We start from the raw sequence: 23676 nt of genomic DNA on the forward strand, positions 1-23676 counted from the left end.
ATTATAACAAAAAAACCGCTTTAAAACGGCTTTTTGACTGTGATTTATTTACATCTGCTTCTACTTACGGCAAATTATTCCCTGCAGCTAGATAAATTTCATACCATTCTTTTCTTGTTAAGCTAAAGTTTGCCGCTTGGCTAACTTCTCTCAAGTGCTTAGGATTTGTGGTACCTACGACTGCCTGCATTTTTGCTGGATAACGCAATATCCAAGAAATGGCAATAGTTGAAGAGGTTACTCCATATTTAATAGCTAAACGATCAAGTACTTGATTTAAAGCTTGAAATTTCTCATTTCCAACAAAATTCCCTTTAAAATACCCAAATTGTAAGACAGACCATGCTTGAATGACCACATCATGTAATTTGCAATATTCAAAAATGCTGCCATCTCGTATAGCTGCTTGACTATCTTCCATATTAACATGAAAACCTGATTCGAATCCTGGAGTAAAAGCCGCACTCAATTGTAACTGATTAACAGCTAACGGCTGCTTTACATCTTTTTTAAGCAACTCCATCATCATAGGATTTTGATTAGAAACTCCAAAATCTCGAACTTTACCTTGTTTATAAAGGAGATCAAAGGCTTCTGCTACTTGGTCAGATTCCATCAAAGCATCTGGTCGATGAAGAAGCAAGCTATCTAGATGATCAATCTTCAATCTTTGCAAAATTCCGTCAACTGATTTTATAATATAGTCCTTAGAAAAATCAAAATAGGTAAATTCTTCAATGCGAATGCCACATTTGGACTGAATCCACATCTTTTCTCTTAAATCTGGACGATTTTTTAGGACAAGACCTAACAGTTCTTCACAACGACCACGACCATAAATATCAGCCAAGTCAAAAGCGTTGATTCCAACAGACAGTGCTGTTTCTACAAGCTCTTCAACTTCTTTTACAGACTTATCTTCTATTCTCATCATTCCGAGAACAATTTCTGATAATTCTTTGTCATCTTGACCAAGAGTTATGTATCTCATCAAATTTTTCTCCTTAAATTTCTAACATTCTTCCCTTCATTATAACAAAAAACCGTTTTGCAACGGCTTTTTGACTATATTTCACTCCATTTTATCTTCTTAAACCCACGGAACAAGAGAAAAATACCAATAAAAAGAACAGCTAAAGGAATGAATTTTGTAAGGAAAACATTTGAAATTCCCATCCACTTATAGTAACGAAGCAGAGAACCTACCACAAGATGGGCAACAATCATACTGACAAAGGGACGAAAGACCGCTTCTTTCCAATTCCAAATACTGATGACTAGAGAAAGCGTAAAAACAAGGAAACTATCCCAGGGAGCAGGAAGATAAAAGGCTCCTTCTTGTATGAAACTTCCCATTCCTACATATCCTAGAACGACTAGCAGAACAAGAATTCCAACGACAATATAAGTGCCAATTTTCATCTTAGGAGAATCTTGGACTAGCCCCCAACGTAAGATTGTGGCCACAAGTCCAAATCCAATCAGAAAAAGAAGAAGTTGCCCTAAAAATGTGAGCAAATTGACTGTTAAGAGAGAACCTTTAGAAAAATCACTTAGTAGTTGATAATAACGTAATACCGCTAGGACAAGAATTGGCGTCAAAAGGGACTCCTTGATAGAACTGCGAGGTGCTTCCTTGAGCATCTCTTTCATTAATTTTTTAGGATTCTTACCTAGATAATCCTCTGCACTCATTCCGTCTCGTTCTGCTTCTGAGAAATCTAACATCATCAAATAGATCTGCTCTCTGAGGTAGTCCTCATCATAGAGAAATCCAGCAAGATTAAAACTATCCCACAGTTCCTCAAAATACTTTTGATTCTCCTCAGAAAACTCATGTAGCAAAGCGCTTGTTTCTTCATAATACTTCATTTTCTTCATGGTTTACCCTCCATTCTTAATTCCTTCTACTTTTTGACTCAAATCGTCCCATTGTTGCCAAAAGACCGAGACACGATCTTCTCCTTCTTTCGTTAACGAAAAATACTTCCGATCTGGACCATCTGGCGACGGGCGCATGTCGCCTCTTATCCATTGATTTTTTTCTAACTTTTGCAACAAAGGATAAATAGTTCCTGGAACGATAGTATCAAATCCAGCCTCTCGCAAAGTCTGAACCAACTCATAACCATATCGCTCTTTTTGACCAATCATATCCAAGACACAACCTTCAAGAACACCTTTTAATAGTTGAGTTTCTTTCATCCCTTCCCCCTTCTATCTATTTTGTAATACCTACTAGTAGCTTCATCTATAATATACCACTTTCATACTAGTTTGTAAAGCATAATAGTTGAAATAAAAAACGACAACCACTTTTCAGCAGTTATCGTTGCTTATCTTTTAATCTTTTCCACCAAGTCGGCTATTGATATTCATCATGATACTAGCTATTTTTTCACCCCAGTACGGATCGGATGCATAACGAACATTCATTCCTGTCGCTTTATTTCCAAGGTGATCTCTTCCACGGTCAATATAGTTCTCACGAATCCACTTGGCCGCACCAAGAATTCCTTTATCTACATCATCAAATTTCTTAGCTGAATCATAGGGGCTGGTATCATAGGCAGCAATTCCGAAGAAGTTATTTTTATCATTAGCAATTTGGCTTCGTCCCCAAGCGCTTTCTAGCGCACTATGAGCCATTAAATAAAGAGCATTGACACCGTAACGTTTTTCAGCTTCTTTAAAAATGGCTCCTTTACCGGCAAGACGGCTGTTTCGGATATTCATCATCGAATAAACTCTATTTAATTCATCCGCACTATAGTTGGTTGGTTCAGTCAAATTCTTAAAAAGGAAACGATTTTTGATAGTAAACCCATCAAAATGTTCTCCATCATTTGAATAATACTTCTTACCAATTTTCATAGATGAAGTATGTGGAGCTACCCGAATACTAGTGTATGGAGAAAGTTCATGATATAAGAATCTTCCGTCAGTAGTATAGTGAGGAATAAACTCACTTCCTTCATCAACTAAAGTCAAATCGCTTTGATTCATATAACCAGATAAGCCTGATATTGAAACAGCAAGACGACTTCCCTTAGTTTTAGAGCTATCATAGGTCACAATACTTCCCTGATTGACATAGCTCAAAATATCTCCTGATTCGCTATAAATATAGGCTGTGATTGGTTTAACCTTAAAATATTTTGGACTTTGAATCCACTTTCCATCACTCTGGAAGAAATACTCTTTATTTTTGATATTAAAACCACCAGTAACATAACTTCCATCTTCTTTTAGGTAGTACCATGCATTGTAGTTAGGATCAAAAATCCATTCATTCTTGGCCATATAACCACCTGCTTTGAGGTAATAAGCACCAATCCATTCACGTGAAGCATACGTACCGCCTAATTTTAGATAAAACCAGCTATTATAGGATTTATCAAAAATCCATTCTTTTTCAGCCATTGCTCCACTATTTTTTAGATAGTAAGCATTTTTCCACTGATTACTAGCCATCACACCATTAGTATTAAAATAGTACCATGTACCCTTAATTTTTTCCCATTTATTACGAAGGATTTTTCCAGAATCTGTAGCATAGTACCATTTATCAGCAATCTTCACCCAAGCATTTTGAGCCATCGCCCCACTACTATTAAGAAGATAATCGTTCACTATAGCATTGCTAGCCATAACTCCATCTTGGTTGAAGTAATACCAAACATTGCCAATTTTTTCCCATCTATTACGAACAATCTTTCCTGAATCTGTAGCATAGTACCATTTATCCGCAATTTTTACCCAGGAATTTTCTACCATTGCTCCACTAGTATGAAAAGCATAGTCATTAACAATAGTATTGCTGGCCATGATTCCATGTTGATCAAAGAAATACCAGACACCCGCAATTTTTTTCCAGTTTTTGATTGGTTGATTATTCTCATAAAAAAGCCATTTCCCATGCTCTTTCTGCCAACCATTCTTAGGAGCCTCTTCAACCCTCTCTTTATTTGAAATAGCCTCTTGTTTAGAATTATTTTCTTTTACAACAACTGGTTCTTTCTTTTTTTCCGTCTTTTCAGTTTCATTCTTTGTATTTTCAACAACTTTTTTCTCTTCTGATGCTGGTGTCTGATTTTTATCTTTAGAAGACTGATTTTTGTCCACAGATTGACTCTTATTCGTCGTTTGACTTTGGTCCGTTGTTTTACTATCTTCAGCAGAGACCGATGTTGTGGGCACAATTGCCAATGCAAGAACTGCTGTACTTACAAGTAGTATTCTCTTCATTTTGCTCCCCTAAGTAGATATTCATCTACATCATTCGTAATTAACTTTATTTTAACATAGTTAAAATATGAAAATATTACAAAATGATGAAAATTATGTGTCTTATTGACGATAATGATACCCTAGCTTATCTAAGGCTGGCTTTTACTTCCTTGCGTAGATTTTCTAGACTGCTGATACCATATTTATCCATAATCTTTGGTAAATTTTCTATGATATCAGGACAGGCATATGGATTGGTAAAGTTAGCTGTTCCAACTCCAATAGCAGATGCTCCAGCCAGATACATTTCTAAGGCAGCTTCTGCCGAATCCACTCCCCCCATTCCAATGATAGGCAGGTCTGTTGTTTGAGCTACTTGGCGGATGAGTTTGAGGGCTACTGGAAATACTGCTGGACCAGACATTCCACCTGTTCCATTGGCCAAGATTGGTTTTCTGGTTTTGAGGTCAAAGCGCATTCCAACTAGAGTATTGATCATGGTTAAGCCACTTGCTCCCGCATCTTCTGCAGCTTTTGCGACAGTAACGATATCGGTCACACTAGGGGTTAGTTTGACATAAACTGGTACATCTGATGCCTCTACAGCTGCCTTTACTACATCATAAGCCAAATCCGGATCTTGACCAATCAAGAGTCCATGATTACAGTGATCTACGTTGGGACAAGAAATATTGAGCTCGATAGCCTTTACATTAGCTGCCTTGGAAATCCCATGAGAAACAGCTGCATACTCTTGTTTTGAAAAACCAGCTACATTAGCAATAATAGGAAGATTTGGATATTCTCTTTCCAGCCAAGGTAACTTTTCAGCCAAAACAACTTCCAAACCAGGATTTTGCAAGCCAATTGCATTGAGCATACCAGCAGGCGTCTCTGCCACTCTTGGAGTTGGATTGCCAAAGCGTGGTTCAAGGGTTGTCGCCTTGATCATAATAGAACCTAAAAGGTCTAAATCATAGTACTTGGCATACTCTTGACCAAAACCAAAACAGCCTGATGCTGGAATGATCGGATTTTTCAAATCCAAGCCTGGTAGAGAAACTTGTAAACGATTTCTAGTCATAATTTTCTCCTTATAATACAACTGTTCCTGTGCGGAAAACAGGGCCATCTTCACAGACACGTTGGCTGACCGTCTCGCTTTCTGGCACCTTTAGGACGCAGGCATAACAAGCTCCCATCCCACAAGCCATACGAGATTCCAGAGATAGATAGGCTCTTGGGTGGTCATAAAAGGTTTGATTGATATACTTCATCATCCCAGGTGCCCCACATGAGTAAACAGCATCAAACTGACTGTCTAAGTCATTGATAACAACGGAAACATTTCCCTTAATACCATAAGAACCATCATCTGTCGTTACAAAGACTTGACCATATTGGGCCAATTCCTTTTCGAGAATAACAGCATCCTTAGTGGCAAAACCGAGAACTGTCACTACTTTTACACTACGCGCATGCAATTCCTTGGCCATTTCAAGCAAGGGAGGAACACCAATCCCCCCTCCAACTAAGAGAACCTGGCTCTGCTCATCTAGGTCAGACAAGTCAAAACCATTTCCCTGAGGACCCATCACATCAAGAGTGTCTCCCTGACTTAAGGTTGAGAAAATAGCTGTCCCAGCTCCCTCAATCCGATAAATGAGATGACACTGCTTGTTTACCTTATCAATAGACGAAATTGAAATAGGACGACGCAAAAGATGGGCATCATCAGGCACACGCAGATGAAGAAATTGGCCTGCTCGCATGGCTTCAACCATTTCCCCTTCTAGAACTAATTCAAAGATTGCTGGCGCGATTTCCTCCTGTGCAACCACCTTCATGGTTTCCAATCGAATCGCACCCAAACGTTTCTTACATGTGGGATTCATGACTTTTCCTCCTTAAATTTTAAGGGGACCAGACAAAGAAAAGACCTTGCTAGTGCAAGGCCTCAGTTAAAATCGTACAAGACAAGAGAGCACACTCAAAAAGTCTCCTCTAGAAAATTGCACTATTCTTTTATCTGACACCTTGTGAGTCTCTCTGGACTCCCCTTAAAGGTTAAATTTTTACTAGTATACTCTTTCAGCTAAAAAAAGTCAAGTAGAAAACGAACATTCTACTTGACCTCACGAGATTATTTTTCACGAATGACTTCGACCTTGTAGCCATCAGGGTCTTTGACAAAGTAATAGTTAGGAGCAGTTCCTGGTAGGCCATTTGGCTCAGTAACTTCATAACCTTTGGCACTATGCTCTTGATGAAGCGCCTCAAGATCAGGTGTACTGAGGGCGATATGGGCAAACCCATCACCAACCACATACGGACCGTGATCGTAGTTATAAGTCAACTCCAACTCATAGTCATCACCCTCAAGACCTAGATAGACAATCGTGAAGGCATGGTCTGGAAAATCTCTGCGACGCAATTCTTTAAAACCAAAAGCATCTTGATAAAATGCAATTGATTTTTCAAGATTTTCTACTCGCAAGCAAGTGTGTAGCATTTTTGAAGCCATATTTTTCTCCTTTATTTTTAAAAAGACTGGGACAATCCTGTTCCAGTCTTATCTGTTATTATTTACCAAGTTTTGCTTTAGCTGCATCTGCAAGAGCTGTGAAAGCTGCTGCATCGTTAACAGCCAAGTCAGCAAGCATTTTACGGTTAACTTCGATCTCAGCCAATTTCAATCCATGCATCAATTGTGAGTATGAAAGTCCGTTCATACGAGCTGCCGCGTTGATACGAGTGATCCACAATTTGCGGAAGTCACGTTTTTTCTGACGACGGTCACGGTATGCATAGTAGTAAGAGTTCATTACTTGTTCTTTTGCAGTACGGAACAAGATGTGTTTAGCTCCATAGTAACCTTTTGCTAATTTAAGAATACGTTTACGACGTTTGCGTGATACAACGCCACCTTTAACACGTGCCATGTTTTATTTCCTCCAAATATTTCCTAGAATTGTTTACTTACAGTCAAGCTATTATTTCAAGCGAGTAAGCATTGCTTTGATACGTTTGTAATCTCCTGAATGCACCATAGATGCTTTACGAAGATGACGACGTTGTTTCTTAGTTTTTCCGTGGAAACGGTGAGAAGTGTAAGCACGGAAACGTTTAAGTCCACCAGAACCTGTACGTTTGAAACGTTTAGCTGATGCGCGGTGTGTTTTTTGTTTTGGCATGATTTTTTCTCCTTTATTTAACTTTCTGACAATTATTTTTTGTCAGTCGCTGGCGCCAATTGCATGAACATTTGACGTCCATCCATTTTAGCACGTTGTTCGATGATTGCAATATCTTGAGTTGCTTCAGCAAACTCGGCTAAAACTTTTGCACCAATCTCTTTATGGGTAATCATACGACCCTTAAAGCGAATAGATACCTTAACTTTATTTCCTTTTTCAAGGAATTTGCGTGCATTGCGAAGTTTTGTATCAAAGTCACCCTTGTCAATAGTTGGACTTAGACGAACTTCTTTCACAGTAACAACACTTTGTTTTTTACGTTGTTCTTTTTGCTTCTTCTGGTACTCAAATTTGAACTTACCGTAGTCCATAATTTTTGCAACAGGCGGTTTGGCTTGGGGTTGAATCAATACTAGGTCAACATTAGCATTATCAGCCAAAGCTTGCGCTTCACTGAGTGGCTTGATGCCTAGCTGTTCTCCTTCAAGACCAATCAAGCGAACTTCACGTACACGAATCTCATCATTGATGAATAAGTCTTGCTTTGCTATGGTTTTCACCTCTTTTGTTTTATTAGAGAAAAACAATAGCGGACTCGTAAATATACAAGCCCGCACGTTATGATAGCGTTTCCTAGAAACTTTTCATCCGTAGGGCCAGGCAACTTAATGTCACAAGGCGAGAAGCTCTCACTTCTGCTTTTCTCAACTTTTATATGATACCAAGTTTTCTAGACCTTGTCAAGATAAAAAGTTATTTTTTTGAAAAGTTTGTGCTCACTAACCAACCGTTTCGATTTTCCAACTTTTCCAACCTTTAAAGCGTATAGCTCCTTGCTGATCAGTTCGGTAAACTTTACTATTGATATCTTCCAGTCGGGACAAGGTTTCCTGATGAGGGAGTTTCGTTCGATTGCTCTTTCCAACTGAGATAAGAGTAAGCTCTGGTTTGAGCTGTTCTAGAAAGGCTGAACTTGATGATTTTTTAGAGCCATGTTGGCTAGCTTTCAATACATCCACCTCTAAGTCAGGATATTGCTTCAGCATGTCCTTCTCTCCTTTCTCCTCCAAATTTCCCGTGAAGAGAAAGTGCTTATCCAAAAGTTTTCCATACAGAACCAGGGAATCATCATAACCTCCATCTCCTATTTTCCTTGGAGCTAGGACTTCTAACTGACTTCCAAAAATTAGCAAGTTCTCTCCTGTTGTCACACTGCGCACCTTGGTTTGAGTTGCCTGTAGTTCTGCAACAATTTCCTTCTGTTTCAAACTGCCTTTGGACACTAAAATTTCGCCTACATGGAAAGCCTTAATCACCTCCAACAAATCTCCAACATGTTCCTTGTCCGTATTGGTCAAAATCAGCTGGTCAATCTTATCTACTCCTCGACTTTTGAGATAGGGAATCAAGGTTCGCTGGGCATTGCTGGTCGTCGCCTTTTCTTGCCATTTTTCGATTTTCTTATCAGACTCTGCCTTGCCACCAACATCTAGGAGAATGGTTTTCCCAGTTACATCCCGTAGGAAAATACTTTCTCCTTGCCCCACATCCAGCATGGTGATTTCATTTTCCAGTGGATGCTTGGTCAAGAAAAAGAGTCCTGTAATCAACAAGCTCAATACTACTAGCCTTTTAATGTTTTTCCTCAAATCATAGACCAAAGCCAAGGAAATTAACAATAAGATTAAAAGCCATGCATTGGGTTGTCCAAAGACTAGAGGTCTACTTGCCACGTGCGACACCAAGCGAATAATGCTTTCCAACCATTCAAAGATAAAATTCAGCTGAATGACTGGATAGAGAAAGGAAAGGGCAAATAAGATAGACAAGAGCGGTAAGAAGACCAAGTCAAATAGAAAGGAAAAGACAAAGGTCAAAAGAATGGACCAAGGTTGAAATTCCGCAAAATAGAAGGACAGAATGGGCAATATTCCAAAGGAAATGACTAGACTTTCTCTGGCAATAGCCTTAAGCCCCTCCCCTTCTTTGCTGGTCATGGTCAAGATAAAAGCATAGGCGCAGGACAAGACACCTCCTGCTGTCAAGAAAAAGTTGGGCATGACAATAAAGAGGACAAGGACCGTCAAGGCAAAATTATCCAAGCCCTTAATACCATGTTGAGCCAGTAGCTTTTGCAGGAGACTACGAACAACAGATGCTGAAAATCCTGTCAGACCAGCATAGAGAATGGAAAAGGGATAGGTCAGCCATTTCAACTTTTCTTGGGTCAAGCCCAATCGCAAGAGTAGTTTCTTAAATCCATCCATGAAAAATCCTACCTGCATACCAGACAGGGCAAAGAGGTGGATAATTCCTAGACTGGAATAAAGCTCATTCATCTCCTCAAAGTCCGTGTCCAGATGTCCTAATAGAAGCCCCGTCATGTAATTGCGCATAGGATCTGGAAAATGCGTCTTAATCCAAACTACAGCCTTTCGACGTAAACTGGACAGGTTTTCACCTATATCCCAACTACCAACCTTTTGAAGTGACTGGATTTTTTTGATATTGAGAGTCTGGTAAATCCCCTGAGTTTTCAGATAGGCTTGGTAATTAAAGCCACCAAAATTCCTCTGCCCCTCTGGCTCCGAAAGTTTTCCTTCTAGTCCTATCTCATGAAGATCTGTTAAAGCTTGAAAGGATTCTTTCTCCTCCTCGGATTGGAGTTTATAATAGACTTGAAAAATGCGTCCATCAGACTTACCACGAAAGGATAGACTATCACCATTAACCTTAATAGTATCAGGCAAAATCCGTACCCTTTCAACAGAATCCGCCAAATTTTGACTCGCTTGACTCTGTTGCCAATTTTGAAACAGAAACCAGAATCCAAAGATTCCACAAATCACTAGAACTTTGCCTGCTGATTTCCAAGGAAATTGAATAAAGAGACAAACTAGCAGAAAAACAAAGCCCAACAAAGCAAGATAGGATGCTGAGAAAATAGCATAATAAATCCAAAGCAATAGAATACTCAGGTAAATTAGGGGAATGGGGAAATTCTTAATCCACTGTAACATAATCTTTTAGCTTTTCTATGGTCTTGGTACCAATTCCAGAGACTTTCTTGAGTTCATCTACTGACTTGAATTTCCCATTTGATTCACGATGGTCGATAATGTCCTGAGCTCGTTTTCCTCCCAGTCCCTTGACCTGCTTGAGTTCTTCCAGACTGGCCTTGTTGAGATTGACCTTCTTTTCCTTGCTTGTCGAAGAATCCGTCCCCGAACCAAACTGTTGACTAGCTGCTTCTTCTCCCTTAGTGGGAACGTAAACCAGAGCCTCATCACTGACTTTCTGAGCTAGATTGAGCGACTTGCTATCTGCTTGCTCTGTCAAGCCACCAGCCTTCTGAACGGCATCATTGACCCGACTACCTACCGGCAAATCATAAATTCCAGGTGCTTTAACAGCGCCTTTTACATCTACTGTGATTAGATCTTGTTCAACCGGTTCTTCCTTTTCTTCCTTCTTCACATCCTTTTCGGTCGATGAGTTCTTGGAAATAGCTGCGACTTCAGCCTGCAAATTCGTTTCCTTGACAGGTGTTTGTGGAGCTGGTTTTAGCAGGAAAAATCCTCCTACAAGCAAGCCCAGACCAGTACAGATGACGATGATTTTGTACTCTTTGATTTTCTCGATAATTGCTTCCATATTTTCTCCTCTCTTAGATTATTCGTAAAAGGAAGAAAAAACAGTTGAAAAATTCTTCTCAACTGCTTATTTATTTGCAAAATAGTCTTCCTTGGTCAAGACATAATGAACTCTTGTAACGATTCGGCCTTCTTCATGCTGGTCCATACAAGCATAAGCTTCTTCGTGGGAAAAACGCATTCCTGATTTCTCCATGACCTTTCCTGACGCGGGATTAGCCTTATCGTATAAAGCAACTAACTTGTTCATCCCTATCTTCTCAAAAGCTAGCTTAATTACGGCACGATTGGCTTCTGTCGTAAATCCTTGATTCCAATACTTTTTATTGATAATGTAGCCAATAGCTGCCTTCTTAAGAACAGGATCAATCTTGTGCAAGTCAATGGTTCCGATAAATTTGCCATTGCTTTTTAGTTCTATTCCCCAACGTCCCAAGGGATTATCCAAGTAGAACTGAGCAATATTATTTTTGGTTTCTTCCAAGCTTTGATTGGTTGGAAAAGTGTAGCGCGTATTTTCTCTGTCCGAGGCATAGTCAAACATTTCTTCCGCATCATCCAAGGTTACAGGTCTAAGCAATAAACGCTCAGTCTCGACTATTGGATACTGAGCTAGTTTTAAAAAGATTGATTCCATACGTTTCTACCATTCAAAAGTATTTTCTATCAGTCTAGCATAAAAAAGAAGTTACAACAAGTTTTTCTTGATTTTTAAAGCGGTTTCATATAGAATAAAATCATCACCTTATTTTATAGAAAATTGTGATAAATCATTTACAACCCGTCAATAGAAAGGGAGTTTTTCTCTATGTTAATCGGAATTCCAAAAGAAATTAAGAATAATGAAAACCGTGTTGCCCTCACACCTGCTGGTGTCCACAGCTTAGTTGGTCGTGGTCATCGCGTCCTTATCGAAACAAATGCTGGTCTCGGTTCTGGCTTTACTGATGCTGACTATCAAAAGCAAGGAGCTGAAATTGTCGCTACTGCTGGTGAAGCTTGGGCTGCAGAGTTGGTCGTGAAAGTAAAAGAACCACTAGCTTCTGAATATGGTTACTTACGTGACGACCTGCTTCTCTTCACCTACTTGCACATGGCCGCTGCTCCAGAATTAGCAGATGCTATGTTGGAAGCAAAAACAACTGGAATTGCCTATGAAACTGTCCATGATTCCCAAGGCCAGTTACCACTCCTCGTTCCTATGAGTGAGGTTGCAGGCCGTATGGCAGTCCAAATCGGAGCTCACTTCCTAACCAAACAAGCAGGAGGTTCTGGTGTCTTACTGGGTGGTGTGCCAGGTGTACCTAAAGGGAAAGTAACCATCATAGGTGGCGGTGTCGTAGGGACCCATGCTGCCCGCATCGCTTTAGGATTGGGAGCGCAAGTGACCATCCTTGATATCAGTGCTAAACGTCTTTCAATCCTCGAAGAAGTCTTTGGTCATCAAATCCAAACCCTTATGTCCAATTCGCTCAACATCGAAGCCAGTGTGAGAGAGGCAGATGTGGTGATCGGAGCGGTACTCATTCCAGGTGCCAAAGCACCAAAATTGGTGACAGATGAGATGGTCAAGCAAATGCGTCCAGGCTCTGTCATCGTTGACGTTGCCGTTGACCAGGGGGGCGTTATCGAGACAGCTGACCGTGTGACAACGCACGATGAACCCGTCTATGAAAAACACGGTGTGCTCCACTATGCCGTTGCCAACATCCCCGGTGCTGTAGCACGTACTTCAACCATCGCCCTAACCAATGTCACTCTTCCTTATATTGAAGCTTTGGCTGGTAAAGGTTTTGTACAAGCAATCTCTGAAGATGAGGGCTTGCGTCAAGGTGTGACCACTTATCAAGGTTACTTAACCAGTCTTCCAGTAGCTCAAGGTCTCGATAAAAAACATACTCCAATTGATGAACTAGTATAAAAAATCTAATTATCAGATAAAAGAAAGAGCAATTCCACCTGAACTGCTCTTTTGTGCTATTCTGTTTCTTCTTGGACTTCTTCACGCTCTTCATTTTTAATTGGAGCTGGTTCATAAGCTCGGATAATCTGAGCTACAACTGGATGGCGAACCACATCCTTGGCTGAAAAATGAACAAAGTCAATCTGGTAAATGTTCTTGAGCTTTTCCTGAGCATCAATCAAACCGGACTTGACGTTACGCGGAAGGTCAATCTGACTGATATCTCCATTGACAATCATCTTAGAATTAAAACCTAAACGAGTCAAGAACATCTTCATCTGCATGATGGTCGTATTTTGCGCCTCATCGAGAATGACAAAGGCATCATCCAAGGTCCGTCCGCGCATATAGGCAAGGGGCGCAATCTCGATAATTTCACGCTCCATGAGACGAGTCGTTTGGTCTTTCCCCAGAATCTGATACAAGGCATCATAAACAGGTCGAAGGTAAGGATCTACCTTCTCTTTAAGATCACCCGGAAGAAAACCTAGACTCTCGCCAGCTTCCACTGCCGGGCGTGTCAGGATAATTCGTTTGACTTGCCCACGTTTAAGGGCAGTCACTGCCAAGGTCACTGCAAGGAAGGTCTTCCCTGTCCCTGCTGGCCCAATTCCAAAGGTCACATCGTGCTGTTTGACACTATTCACATAAAGCTTTTGACCTAGAGTTTTGACACGAATAGGCTTCCCTGTATTATCCTTGATGATTTCTTCTTCGTAAAGGGCGACAAACTTGTCGATTTCATCGTTTTTGACCATGCTAATCGCAGTTACCACATCTGGCGTGCCAACGGTCATCCCACGATTCACCAAGACCATCAAAGCCTGAATAACCTGACGGGCTTCCTCACAGGCAGTCTCTTCTCCCAAAACCTGGACAATCTCCGTACGGGCATGAATCACCACATTAAGCTCTTCTTCCATCAAACGAAGATGGCGCTCATTGGAACCAAAAAGATGAAACTGGTCATCTGGATGACTCAGTTGAATGTCTATTGAATGTTCCTTCAAATAAAGAACCTCTCTAATCCTTTTATTTCTTTTTATTATAACAAAGGGGTGGAGAAATTACTAGCCCAAACCCAATGAATCAATGCTAGTGTTCTAAGTATTCTTGCCAGACAACGTCAAAGTCTCCTAGGTTAAAAGAGAAACTGGCATGTTCTTCCAGAAAGCGACTCACCTCATCAAAATCATCTGTGTGTTTTGGAAAGGCTGATTCTTCAAAAGCGAGGTCTGCCAAGATAGCCTTGGGACTGTTACTTTTAGGATTGCGCTCGGTCATGAGCCAAGTGTAAAATGATTTTCTCAATTCTTTCTCCTATCAAGACTTTTTTTGATGAAACTTTTCTGATTTTTAAAAATTACTGGACTTAGCCTCTGACACATAGTGGTTTATAAAATCCGTTTTCGCATCAGTATAGGCGTCTCGATTGTGTTCAAATTGTTTCCACAAACTGAGTTTTAATTCCTGATACGCTTGGGCAATATCTGGATGCTGGCAGAGATAATCTCTAAAATAAATCTCGTCATGATCTCCCGTCATTCGCAAATGTAAATGAAAAACTTTCTCATCAAATCCCTGCTCTGTATATCCTTTATTTAGCGAAATCCTGTTAGGACTCTCTGACATCACTAGCCAACCATTCTTCACCAATAAATCCCTAACTCTTGCTAAATCCTCTATTCTACCTACTTCTAGCAGAATATCAACGATATTTTTGGCCCAAATATTAGGGATAGCAGTGCTACCGATATGTTCTATTCTTTTAATAACATCTGCACCCAATATTTTTTCAGACTTGTTTTTTCCGATTCATACCAGTCTTTCCACTCTGACTTGTGCTCTACTAGAAAAATAGGAAAAAGTTGCCAGAGTTCCTCTAAACTCATTTCTTCAAGTTTCTTTTTCATGTCTATAAGACCTAAATCAACTCTGTCCCAAACTGGTCTTGCTTGATTTTGCCAGCCTTCATCAAGCCGCCAAGTGCTTTCTTGAACTGACCTTTAGAAATGCCAAAGGTTGCTTTGATGTCGTCTGGAGATGACTTATCATTTAAGATCATGAAACCGCCATTGCTTTCCAAGTATGTCAAAATCATCTGAGCATCATTTTCCAACATCTCAAAGGAACGTGGTTTGAGAGAAAGGTTCAAGGTACGGTCCACTTCACGGAAACCAATGACACGCGCATCTAGAACTTGCCCCAAACGTGGCTCTGCGTAACGCTCGCTAGGATGGATAAAGCCAAGCATGTTATTTTCTGGTAAGTAAACAAAAGTTCCTGACAGCTTGAGGCGGTATACAATGGCTGGCCAGTTTTGGTTCTGCATGTTGTTGTAGGCAGGACGAGCCAGACGTTGGAAGTCTTCTTGATAGGCCAAGAGTCCCCAGATTCGATCTTTCTTATCCACTTCAAGACGGATATAGAGTTGGTCGCCCTTCTTAGGCCAGAGTTCCTTGAGCTCAGGGAGAATATCAAGTGACACTACGATTTCCTTGTCAGGAAGACCTGTATCTACAAAGACACCCAAGTCCTTACGAACCTCTGTGACACGTCCCCAACCAAATTGATCCTGAGTAGCAGTCACTTCTAGAGTCGTCAAGCGGAGTTTTTGCTTCATATCTGTATAGGCGAAACCTTTAACCGTATCCCCTACGGTATGCTGACCTTCTTCCTTGGCAAGCGCATAGGTTTGGCCATCCTTTTGCACAAAGTAAAAACGGTCATTTTCATCGATGATGAGTCCAACGATAAAACTTGCAAGATTTGTATTCATATTTCCTTCTTTCGAATAAAACTCAGCCAGCAATGCCAACTGAGTTTTTCTGTTTATTTTTAGACTTCCAAGAGTTCTTTTTCTTTGTTGGCAGTCATGTCATCGATGTGTTTGACAGCATCGTCTGTTACTTTTTGAATATCTTTTTCAAGAGTCTTCAATTCATCTTCAGTGATTTCTTTTGCTTTTTCTTGTTTCTTGGCTTCATCCATAGCATCACGACGGATATTGCGGACAGCCACTTTAGCATTTTCGCCGACCTTCTTCACTTCTTTCGCAAGGTCACGACGAGTTTCTTCTGTAAGAGCAGGGATAACCAAGCGAATCACAGAACCATCATTAGCTGGTGTAATACCAAGATCAGAAGCGTTCAAGGCACGTTCGATGTCTTTCAATGAAGATTTGTCAAATGGTGTTACCAACAAAACACGCGCTTCTGGAATAGTAATTGAAGCGATTTGGTTAAGAGGTGTTTCTACTCCATAGTATTCTACATGTACACGGTCAAGCAAGCTTGCATTGGCACGACCGGCACGGATACCACCAAATTCACGAGCAAGTGATTGGTGAGACTGGGTCATTCTCTCTTTAGCTTTTTCAATAATTGCGTTAGCCATAATTTTCTTATTCCTTTTCTTCGATATTATTTGAAACTGTTGTTCCGATATTTTCACCAAATACGACACGTTTGATGTTGCCTGGTTGGTTCATGTTGAAGACAACCAAGTCAATGTCGTTGTCCATTGAGAGGGTTGAAGCTGTTGAGTCCATGATACGAAGACCTTTATTGATAACGTCACGGTGAGTCAATTCTTCAAACTTAACGGCTGTCTTGTCCTTCTTAGGATCGGCATTGTAAACACCGTCGACACCATTTTTAGCCATAAGGATGGCATCTGCTTCGATTTCAGCTGCACGAAGAGCCGCTGTTGTATCTGTTGAGAAGTATGGTGAACCAATTCCGGCACCAAAGATAACGATACGGCCTTTTTCAAGGTGACGAAGGGCACGTCCACGTACGTAAGGCTCTGCCACTTGTTGCATGGCAATAGCTGTTTGTACACGCGTATCAACCCCAACTTGTTGCAATGAATCTGCCATCACAAGAGCATTCATAACAGTCCCAAGCATTCCTGTGTAATCTGCCTGAACGCGGTCCATACCTGCTTCTGCTGCAGGTTCTCCACGCCAGAGATTTCCTCCACCGATAACAAGGGCAATTTCGATACCTAAGCTATGAACTTCTTGAATCTCTTTTGCGATTGTTTGAACTGTTTGGATATCAATCCCTACGCCACGTTCACCGGCAAGGGCTTCACCTGATAACTTGATTAAAATACGTTTATACTTGGGATTCGCCATTTTCACTCTCCTTCTTTTATCCTACCTATTTTATCACAATTTCTAAGATTTTTATAGTATCATGAGCAATTCTTTCAAAAAAATTAGACTGTTAAAAATTCCTCTAAGTCACTAAGGGCACGCTCTGCAATTTTTTCATATCGAGCCTTCTTATCACGGATACGTTCGCCTTCCAACTCCTTGATAATACCGAAATTGACATTCATTGGTTGGAAATGTTTGCTGTCAGCATGGGTGATGTAATGAGCTAAGCTTCCAATCGCTGTCGTCTCTGGGAAAATAGCCTCGCTTTCTCCCTTGAAAAGACGAGCCGCGTTAATTCCCGCAACTAAGCCTGACGCTGCTGACTCAACATAACCCTCCACACCCGTCATCTGACCAGCAAAGAAGAGATTTGGTTGTTTCTTAGAACGATAAGTCTGCTCAAGAAGATTCGGTGAATCCATGTAAGAATTGCGGTGCATAACACCATAACGAACAAACTCCGCATTTTCAAGGCCTGGAATCATTTGGAAGACACGTTTTTGTTCTCCCCATTTGAGATGGGTCTGGAAACCAACGATATTGTAGAGGCTACCAGCAGCATTGTCCTGACGAAGTTGGACAACCGCGTACGGTGTTTTGAATTCTCCATCACGAGGTCCTGTGTAGTCATCTGGATACTCCAAACCGACTGGTTTCATAGGACCATAAAGCATGGTTTTAATACCTCGTTTGGCCATGACTTCGATAGGCATACAGCCTTCAAAGTACTTTTCTTTTTCGAAAGAATTAAGCGGTGCTTCTTCTGCATTGACTAAGGCTTCATGGAAATCCATAAATTCTTGCTTGGTCATTGGAGCATTGAGGTAGGCAGCTTCTCCCTTGTCATAACGAGACTTAAGATAGACCTTGCTCATATCGATGGTGTTGACGTCGATAATAGGCGCTGCAGCATCGTAGAAATAGAAACCATCGCCATCATTAAGGGCATGAATCTTCTCAGCCAAGGCATCGCTAGTCAAAGGACCAGTAGCGACAACTGTGATAACATCTGTCGGCAGTTCTGTAATTTCATCACGAACCACTTCAATCAAGGGGTGGTTGGCCACTTTTTCGGTCACCATTTGAGAGAAACCATCACGGTCCACCGCAAGGGCACCGCCTGCAGGAACACGAGTAGCTTCAGCAGATTCCAAAATAACTGAACCCAAGCGACGCATTTCTTCCTTGAGAAGACCCACTGCATTTGTCAAAGCATCCCCACGAAGAGAATTGGAACAAACTAACTCTGCAAAATTGTCTGTTTTGTGTTGAGGTGTTGACTTGACACCACGCATTTCATAAAGTTTAACTGGAATACCACGTTCTGCAATTTGGTAGGCAGCTTCAGACCCTGCCAAACCAGCACCGATAACATTGATATAAGATTGAGACACGACACTAATACCTCTTTGGGTGGAACCTAAGTTCATATCAAAACAAGGCACTGGCTTGTTTAACACCCACAAATCTTTCTATTTTTTTCTTCTACTAGTATAACAAAAAAAGGGAAGAAGGCAAACTTCCCTGTTTAGTCATTTTCTTCCCAGTCGTGATAGGCAGCGTAGAGTTGACTTTTATTCCACTGGTAAATCTTAGCGACTTCCTTGATAGCTTGGTTTTTCTTCATGCCTTGCTGGATACGGGCTTGGATTTCTAAAAACAAGTCCTCCTCGTCTTTTTCCTCCACATCCTGACTGGCACCTTCAACGATGAGAAGGCATTCTCCCTTAAGTGGCGTTTCAGAGATGCTTTCCAGCAATTCAGAGATCTTTCCTCTTTGGTATTCTTCATAGATTTTAGTCAATTCCCTGACCAAGACGACCGAGCGATCACCGTAGACTTCTAGCATATTTTCCAACGTATCTGCCACACGATGGGGCGATTCATAGAAAATCTGAGTTTCTGGATAGTCTTTTTTTGAGTCGAAAAATTGCTTTTGCTGGCCTGATTTTCTGGGTAAAAAGCCGTAAAAGATATGTGGCTGTGGCGCTAAACCACTGGCAATCAAGGCAGAAATTCCTGCAGAGGCACCTGGAACAGTGACAACTGCGATTTCCTCCTCAATCGCTGCCTTGACCAAATCATGACCAGGGTCTGAGATGCTAGGCAGACCCGCGTCGGAGACCTGAGCAATACTTTGTCCTGCTTTCAGGAAACCAATCAAATCAGGAATCTTTTCCTTGGCATTGTGCTCATGAAAACTAATCTGCTTGGTGGAAATATCAAAATGCTTGAGCAAAAGCCCTGTATTGCGCGTGTCCTCAGCAGCAATCCAGTCCACTTCTTTCAAGGTCTGGATAGCACGAAAAGTCATATCATCTAGATTTCCAATCGGCGTTGCTACTAGATACAGCTTGCCATAGGGAGACTGCCCCTTAAAACTTTTTTGAATCTGCATGCCTACTCCCTGTATAACAACTCGTCACAGAACATACATTCCTCGTCCTGCTCTCGACGTTGTCCATAAAAATCATTACATACGTGAAATCCATCACGGTAAATGCGACGGACACTTTCGCGAACATGTTTGGCCTTGACAGGAGCATCTGCTTCTACCTCACCCAAGCGTTCCCGCAACTTACTATTTTCCAAGCGAAGAGCTGTATTTTCCTCTACCAGGCTCTTGAGATTTTTCTTGATAGCTTCCACATCGGCTAAGGTTACCAATAACTGTTGGGAAAAATCATCCAGCGCGTCAAATAATTCTTTTTTGTCCATAAAACAGCCCTTTCCTTTCATTATCGTGAATTTTTGAGTTTATATTTCTTTCAAGACCAGATATTCCATGGCATTTTGAAAGCTGACATTGGCTTGCCACATTTTTCTGGCTTCTAGCAAATCTTGTAGAATCACCCTTACTCTTACTTGTAAGAGGTCCTGTCCACAGAGAACTTCAAGAATCCGTAAAACCTGATCCTGTTTTTCCTTGTCATCTGCCAAGTTGGCTAATTTAGCAACCTGCAGATAACTTTCTTTTTTCTTAGCTACTAACCAAGTCAGCAGGCGTTCACTTTCATCGACCAAAGTCCAAAAACTTGCCTGATTAGCCAACTTTTCTCCTTCAGATCGTGATTGACTAAACTGGGCTAAAAGAGTCGCTTTTTTCTTAACAAGCCCCAGTTGTTCTAAGAGCAAGATGAGCTTCTCTTCTTGCTTTTTAAAGTGGAAAATCTGGGTTCGACTACGGATGGTCGGCAACATCTTTTCCTCATCGCTAGTCAAGAAGAAAATGTAAACCTCACTCTGGGGTTCTTCGATGACCTTGAGCAGAGAATTGGCTGCATTAGGATGCATTTTCTCAGCTTGCTCGATAATAAAGACCTGCTGCTGGCTTTCAATCCCTGCTTGAGAAAACTGCCCCACCAATTCTCGAGTCCGTTCTGTCTTGATGATCTGATTGACTGGTTTAATTAAGGTAACATCGGGAAATTCTCCCTGTTCAATCAGCTTACAATTCCGGCATTTCTCACAGGGTAAAACACCTACCTTGTCAGTACAAAAAAGACTTTTAGCTAAAAATTTTGCCATATCCAAGCCACCAAATAAGCCTGAAAACAGATAGGCATGATTGAGCTGATTTTGCTCCAAGATACGGACAAAACGGTCAAACTGGACTGGTTGCAAATCTTTTAGTTGCTCTTGCTTCATTTACTTAATCCCATTCTTTCAAATAAGACAGACTTGGTATTTTCCAAAACTTGATCCAAAGGAAGACTGGCATTAATCTTAACAATACGACTTCCTTCTTTGTCCAGAAGAGAAAGGTAACCTTGACGAACTTTTTTGTGCAAGTCCAACCCTTCCAAGTCCAAACGATTGACCTCGCGATTGCTATTAGCAGCAATACGAGCCAGCCCTTCTTCCACCTCGATGTCAAAATAGAGTGTCAAATCGGGTTTAAGGCCATCTGTCGCAAAGTAATTGAGCCAATCAATGGCGTCAATATCCAAGCCACGACCAAATCCCTGATATGCAATGGAACTATCTATGAAGCGGTCCATAATGACCAACTTGCCAGCTTCAAGGGCAGGGAGAACTTTTTCCACCAAGTGCTGTCTGCGACTGGCGATATAGAGCAAAAGCTCTGTCTTCGCATCCATCTGAGTATGACTTGGATCCAAAATTACTTCCCGAATCTTCTCCCCAATCAAGACTCCACCAGGTTCACGGGTCGTCAGCACCTCTACCCCTTTTTCCTCTAAAATTGGGAGCAGAGCCTCTAAAACACTGGTCTTTCCTGCTCCCTCTGGTCCCTCAAGAGAGACTAAAAATCCTTTTGACATGTCTAACTCATTTCTTTTTTACTACTTCTATTCTATCAAAAAAATGGGGGTTTGTGACAATCTTTTTTGTCTTCTCATTTCAACCACCATAAAAGAGGCAGATAAAACTACCTCTTATTTACCTAATTCTTGTGTTCGTTTGTAGGCTTGATGAACTGCATCCATGACCGTTCCTCGAAAAGCATGCGCTTCTAGGCTTGCTACACCAGCGATAGTCGAACCGCCTGGGCTACAAACTTGGTCTTTCAATACTCCAGGATGTTGCTGACTTTCAAGGACCAATTGCCCAGCTCCTACCACAGTTTGAGCTGCCATTTTCAATGCTATTTCTCGTGGTAATCCTGTCTGAACACCTGCATCTGCCAAGGCCTCAATAAAGAGATAGACAAAGGCTGGTCCACAACCTGCAAGACCTGTCGCCGCGTCGATTAATCCTTCTCCTAGTTCAACCAAGAGACCAGCCTTAGTTAAAAGCTGACAAAATAGCTCACTGTCCTCAGCCCTGCAATTAGGAGACAAGGCATAACTAATCACTCCTTGCCCGATAGAAGCAGGGGTATTCGGCATCATACGAATAATTCGGTGTTGACTTGGCAGAAGATTAGCGAGTTTTTCCAAAGTCAATCCAGCTGCCATCGAAATCAAAAGAAGACTCCCTCGTTTTTCAAGAATGGTCTGATATTGAGAAAGCAAGTCTGAGAACTGAGCTGGCTTAACACCTAGAAAAATCACATCTGCTTCTGCAAAGATTTCTTCATTGCTAGAAGCTTGACCGCCAAAGTCGGCAATGAAAGCATCCACCTTGGCTTGACTGCGATTGGCAAGGAGAAGGTCATCACCCGTCTTGGCCTGCAAAACAGCCTTGGCCAAGCTAGCTCCCATATTTCCCAAACCAATAAATCCAATCTTCATTTTTTACTCCCTTATCTGTCCGTCACCAGTAACCACATACTTGTAGCTGGTCAATTCTTTCAAGCCCATTGGACCACGCGCGTGCAGTTTCTGAGTAGAAATCCCCATTTCACAACCAAGACCAAATTGGCCACCATCGGTGAAACGCGTTGAGGCATTGACATAGACTGCTGCAGAGTCTACTTGATCTGTAAAGTAAGCTGCAACTTCAGCATTCTCCGTCACAATGGCATCCGAATGATGGGTACTGTGGGTTTCAATATGAGCAACTGCTTCTTCTAAACTGCTCACAACCTTAACAGCTAGTACATAGTCTAAAAACTCGGTGTCAAAGTCTTGTGCTTCAGCTGCGTGACCTGAAACAAACTGGCTTGCTTTGCTATCGAGTCGGAATTGAATTGGTTCCAACCCAGCTTCTTTTCGATCTGCAACCAGCACTTGCTCCAAGCGAGGAAGGAAGCTTGCTGCCTTGTCTTCATGAACCAGCAGAACCTCCATGGCATTGCAGACAGAAGGACGACTAGTTTTAGCATTGTTGATAATAGATAAAGCCTTATCTTCATCTGCGTCCTTATCGACATAAACATGGACAATCCCAGTTCCTGTCTCGATAACAGGTACGATAGCATTCTCAACCACTGCATTGATCAACCCAGTTCCTCCACGAGGAATAAGAAGGTCTAGATAGCCCTTGGCCTTCATCATGGCATAGCTACTTTCACGGCTGGTATCTTCCACCAGTTGAATCACATCTGGGTGAATAGTAGTCGTCTCCAAGCCCTTTTTCAAGGCTGTGACAATGGCATGGGCCGTTTGATAGGCATCCTTGCCACTACGAAGAACAACTGCATTTCCACTTTTAAGAGCCAAAGCAGCCGCATCAGACGTCACATTTGGACGGCTTTCATAGATAATACCAATAACTCCCATAGCTACACGTTTCTTTGTGATAACCAAACCATTTTCAAGATAATTGGTTTCTAAAACTTCACCGATTGGATCTGGTAAAGCAACCACTTCACGAATCCCAGTTGCCATTGCTTCTATACGACCTGCATCCAAATAAAGACGATCCAGCATCACATCTGAGATTTTACCCTTGGCCGCTTCCATATCGAGGGCATTGGCTGCTAAAATCTCCTCAGTAGCTGTTAATAAGTGATCAGCCATGGCTAGCAAGGCTTGATTTTTCACTGCTTCACTAGCTGTGTTGATCGATTTTTTAACAGCCTGTACCTGTTCAAATTGTTCTTGTGTACTTACCATAGTTTAC

26 protein-coding genes, 1 pseudogene and 1 other annotated feature are annotated in these 23676 nt (G+C 41.4%); of the genes and pseudogenes, 1 reads left to right on the forward strand and 26 read right to left on the reverse strand.

Annotated features, from left to right (window positions below):
- Nucleotides 1-64: 64 nt before the first annotated feature.
- The 13 genes from B7692_RS03135 to B7692_RS03195 all read right to left on the reverse strand — a co-directional run bounded on the left by B7692_RS03135 (nt 65) and on the right by B7692_RS03195 (nt 11717).
- Nucleotides 65-991, reverse strand: coding sequence for an aldo/keto reductase (locus B7692_RS03135; RefSeq protein ID WP_084929874.1), 927 nt, complete (start codon nt 989-991; stop codon nt 65-67).
- A gap of 74 nt (nt 992-1065) precedes the next feature.
- On the reverse strand, nt 1066-1881 hold the full coding sequence (locus B7692_RS03140) for a hypothetical protein (protein WP_000738387.1): 816 nt from the start codon (nt 1879-1881) through the stop codon (nt 1066-1068).
- Nucleotides 1882-1884: 3 nt separating this feature from the next.
- Nucleotides 1885-2205, reverse strand: a complete 321-nt coding sequence (locus tag B7692_RS03145; protein WP_000665421.1) for a PadR family transcriptional regulator — start codon at nt 2203-2205, stop codon at nt 1885-1887.
- Between the two features lie 138 nt (nt 2206-2343).
- Entirely contained in the window at nt 2344-4248 is a 1905-nt protein-coding gene (locus B7692_RS03150) for a glucosaminidase domain-containing protein (RefSeq protein WP_084929875.1), read from the reverse strand.
- Nucleotides 4249-4375: 127 nt separating this feature from the next.
- Nucleotides 4376-5362 carry a dihydroorotate dehydrogenase gene (locus B7692_RS03155; RefSeq protein ID WP_192855469.1) on the reverse strand — a complete coding sequence of 329 codons (987 nt, stop codon included), beginning with the start codon at nt 5360-5362 and terminating at the stop codon, nt 4376-4378.
- Nucleotides 5325-6125 carry a dihydroorotate dehydrogenase electron transfer subunit gene (locus B7692_RS03160; RefSeq protein WP_084929877.1) on the reverse strand — a complete coding sequence of 267 codons (801 nt, stop codon included), beginning with the start codon at nt 6123-6125 and terminating at the stop codon, nt 5325-5327. Before B7692_RS03160 ends, B7692_RS03155 begins: the two co-directional genes overlap by 38 nt.
- 248 nt (nt 6126-6373) lie before the next feature.
- Complete coding sequence (gene gloA, locus B7692_RS03165; RefSeq protein ID WP_000157153.1) at nt 6374-6754, reverse strand: lactoylglutathione lyase; 381 nt, start codon at nt 6752-6754, stop codon at nt 6374-6376.
- A 58-nt stretch (nt 6755-6812) separates the two neighbouring features.
- A complete protein-coding gene (rplT, locus tag B7692_RS03170) occupies nt 6813-7172 on the reverse strand; it encodes a 50S ribosomal protein L20 (RefSeq protein ID WP_000124834.1) in 360 nt (119 codons plus the stop codon).
- A gap of 51 nt (nt 7173-7223) precedes the next feature.
- Nucleotides 7224-7424, reverse strand: coding sequence for a 50S ribosomal protein L35 (rpmI, locus tag B7692_RS03175; protein ID WP_001125943.1), 201 nt, complete (start codon nt 7422-7424; stop codon nt 7224-7226).
- Between the two features lie 32 nt (nt 7425-7456).
- A complete protein-coding gene (gene infC / locus B7692_RS03180) occupies nt 7457-7987 on the reverse strand; it encodes a translation initiation factor IF-3 (RefSeq protein ID WP_000848180.1) in 531 nt (176 codons plus the stop codon).
- 15 nt (nt 7988-8002) lie between these two features.
- Nucleotides 8003-8134 (reverse strand) — a sequence feature (ribosomal protein L20 leader region).
- Nucleotides 8135-8206: 72 nt separating this feature from the next.
- Nucleotides 8207-10447, reverse strand: coding sequence for a DNA internalization-related competence protein ComEC/Rec2 (locus tag B7692_RS03185; RefSeq protein WP_084929878.1), 2241 nt, complete (start codon nt 10445-10447; stop codon nt 8207-8209).
- Nucleotides 10431-11081, reverse strand: a complete 651-nt coding sequence (locus B7692_RS03190; protein ID WP_084929879.1) for a helix-hairpin-helix domain-containing protein — start codon at nt 11079-11081, stop codon at nt 10431-10433. Before B7692_RS03190 ends, B7692_RS03185 begins: the two co-directional genes overlap by 17 nt.
- A 66-nt stretch (nt 11082-11147) precedes the next feature.
- Nucleotides 11148-11717 (reverse strand): GNAT family N-acetyltransferase, encoded by a 570-nt coding sequence (locus B7692_RS03195; RefSeq protein WP_084929880.1) that lies wholly within the window; start codon nt 11715-11717, stop codon nt 11148-11150.
- Between the two features lie 171 nt (nt 11718-11888).
- Between B7692_RS03195 and ald the strand changes: the two genes are divergently transcribed.
- Nucleotides 11889-13001, forward strand: coding sequence for an alanine dehydrogenase (gene ald / locus B7692_RS03200; protein WP_084929881.1), 1113 nt, complete (start codon nt 11889-11891; stop codon nt 12999-13001).
- A 56-nt stretch (nt 13002-13057) separates the two neighbouring features.
- On the opposite strand, the gene B7692_RS03205 is transcribed toward ald, so the two are convergent.
- The 13 genes and pseudogenes from B7692_RS03205 to B7692_RS03265 form a co-directional block, all read right to left on the reverse strand.
- On the reverse strand, nt 13058-14053 hold the full coding sequence (locus tag B7692_RS03205) for a PhoH family protein (RefSeq protein ID WP_084929882.1): 996 nt from the start codon (nt 14051-14053) through the stop codon (nt 13058-13060).
- An 85-nt stretch (nt 14054-14138) separates the two neighbouring features.
- Entirely contained in the window at nt 14139-14354 is a 216-nt protein-coding gene (locus B7692_RS03210; protein ID WP_084929883.1) for a YozE family protein, read from the reverse strand.
- A gap of 45 nt (nt 14355-14399) precedes the next feature.
- A pseudogene (locus B7692_RS03215) lies at nt 14400-14956 on the reverse strand (GrpB family protein).
- An 11-nt stretch (nt 14957-14967) separates the two neighbouring features.
- Entirely contained in the window at nt 14968-15822 is an 855-nt protein-coding gene (gene cvfB, locus B7692_RS03220) for an RNA-binding virulence regulatory protein CvfB (RefSeq protein WP_084929884.1), read from the reverse strand.
- A gap of 59 nt (nt 15823-15881) precedes the next feature.
- On the reverse strand, nt 15882-16439 hold the full coding sequence (gene frr / locus B7692_RS03225; RefSeq protein WP_001262225.1) for a ribosome recycling factor: 558 nt from the start codon (nt 16437-16439) through the stop codon (nt 15882-15884).
- Between the two features lie 7 nt (nt 16440-16446).
- Nucleotides 16447-17184: a UMP kinase gene (gene pyrH, locus B7692_RS03230; RefSeq protein WP_000002996.1), complete on the reverse strand. Its 738-nt coding sequence runs from the start codon at nt 17182-17184 to the stop codon at nt 16447-16449.
- 83 nt (nt 17185-17267) lie between these two features.
- Nucleotides 17268-18602, reverse strand: coding sequence for a methylenetetrahydrofolate--tRNA-(uracil(54)-C(5))-methyltransferase (FADH(2)-oxidizing) TrmFO (gene trmFO, locus B7692_RS03235; RefSeq protein ID WP_000083709.1), 1335 nt, complete (start codon nt 18600-18602; stop codon nt 17268-17270).
- Between the two features lie 134 nt (nt 18603-18736).
- Nucleotides 18737-19606, reverse strand: a complete 870-nt coding sequence (gene rsmI / locus B7692_RS03240; RefSeq protein ID WP_084929885.1) for a 16S rRNA (cytidine(1402)-2'-O)-methyltransferase — start codon at nt 19604-19606, stop codon at nt 18737-18739.
- A gap of 2 nt (nt 19607-19608) precedes the next feature.
- Nucleotides 19609-19926: a DNA replication initiation control protein YabA gene (yabA, locus tag B7692_RS03245; protein ID WP_000358228.1), complete on the reverse strand. Its 318-nt coding sequence runs from the start codon at nt 19924-19926 to the stop codon at nt 19609-19611.
- A 39-nt stretch (nt 19927-19965) separates the two neighbouring features.
- Nucleotides 19966-20856: a DNA polymerase III subunit delta' gene (locus B7692_RS03250; protein ID WP_084929886.1), complete on the reverse strand. Its 891-nt coding sequence runs from the start codon at nt 20854-20856 to the stop codon at nt 19966-19968.
- On the reverse strand, nt 20853-21491 hold the full coding sequence (gene tmk / locus B7692_RS03255; RefSeq protein ID WP_084929887.1) for a dTMP kinase: 639 nt from the start codon (nt 21489-21491) through the stop codon (nt 20853-20855). The genes B7692_RS03250 and tmk overlap by 4 nt, the downstream gene beginning before the upstream one ends.
- 114 nt (nt 21492-21605) lie before the next feature.
- Nucleotides 21606-22403, reverse strand: coding sequence for a pyrroline-5-carboxylate reductase (proC, locus tag B7692_RS03260; protein ID WP_084929888.1), 798 nt, complete (start codon nt 22401-22403; stop codon nt 21606-21608).
- Between the two features lie 3 nt (nt 22404-22406).
- On the reverse strand, nt 22407-23669 hold the full coding sequence (locus B7692_RS03265; RefSeq protein ID WP_084929889.1) for a glutamate-5-semialdehyde dehydrogenase: 1263 nt from the start codon (nt 23667-23669) through the stop codon (nt 22407-22409).
- Nucleotides 23670-23676: the final 7 nt, after the last annotated feature.

The sequence above is a fragment of the Streptococcus mitis genome, assembly GCF_002096925.1.
Taxonomy (GTDB): domain Bacteria; phylum Bacillota; class Bacilli; order Lactobacillales; family Streptococcaceae; genus Streptococcus; species Streptococcus mitis_AF.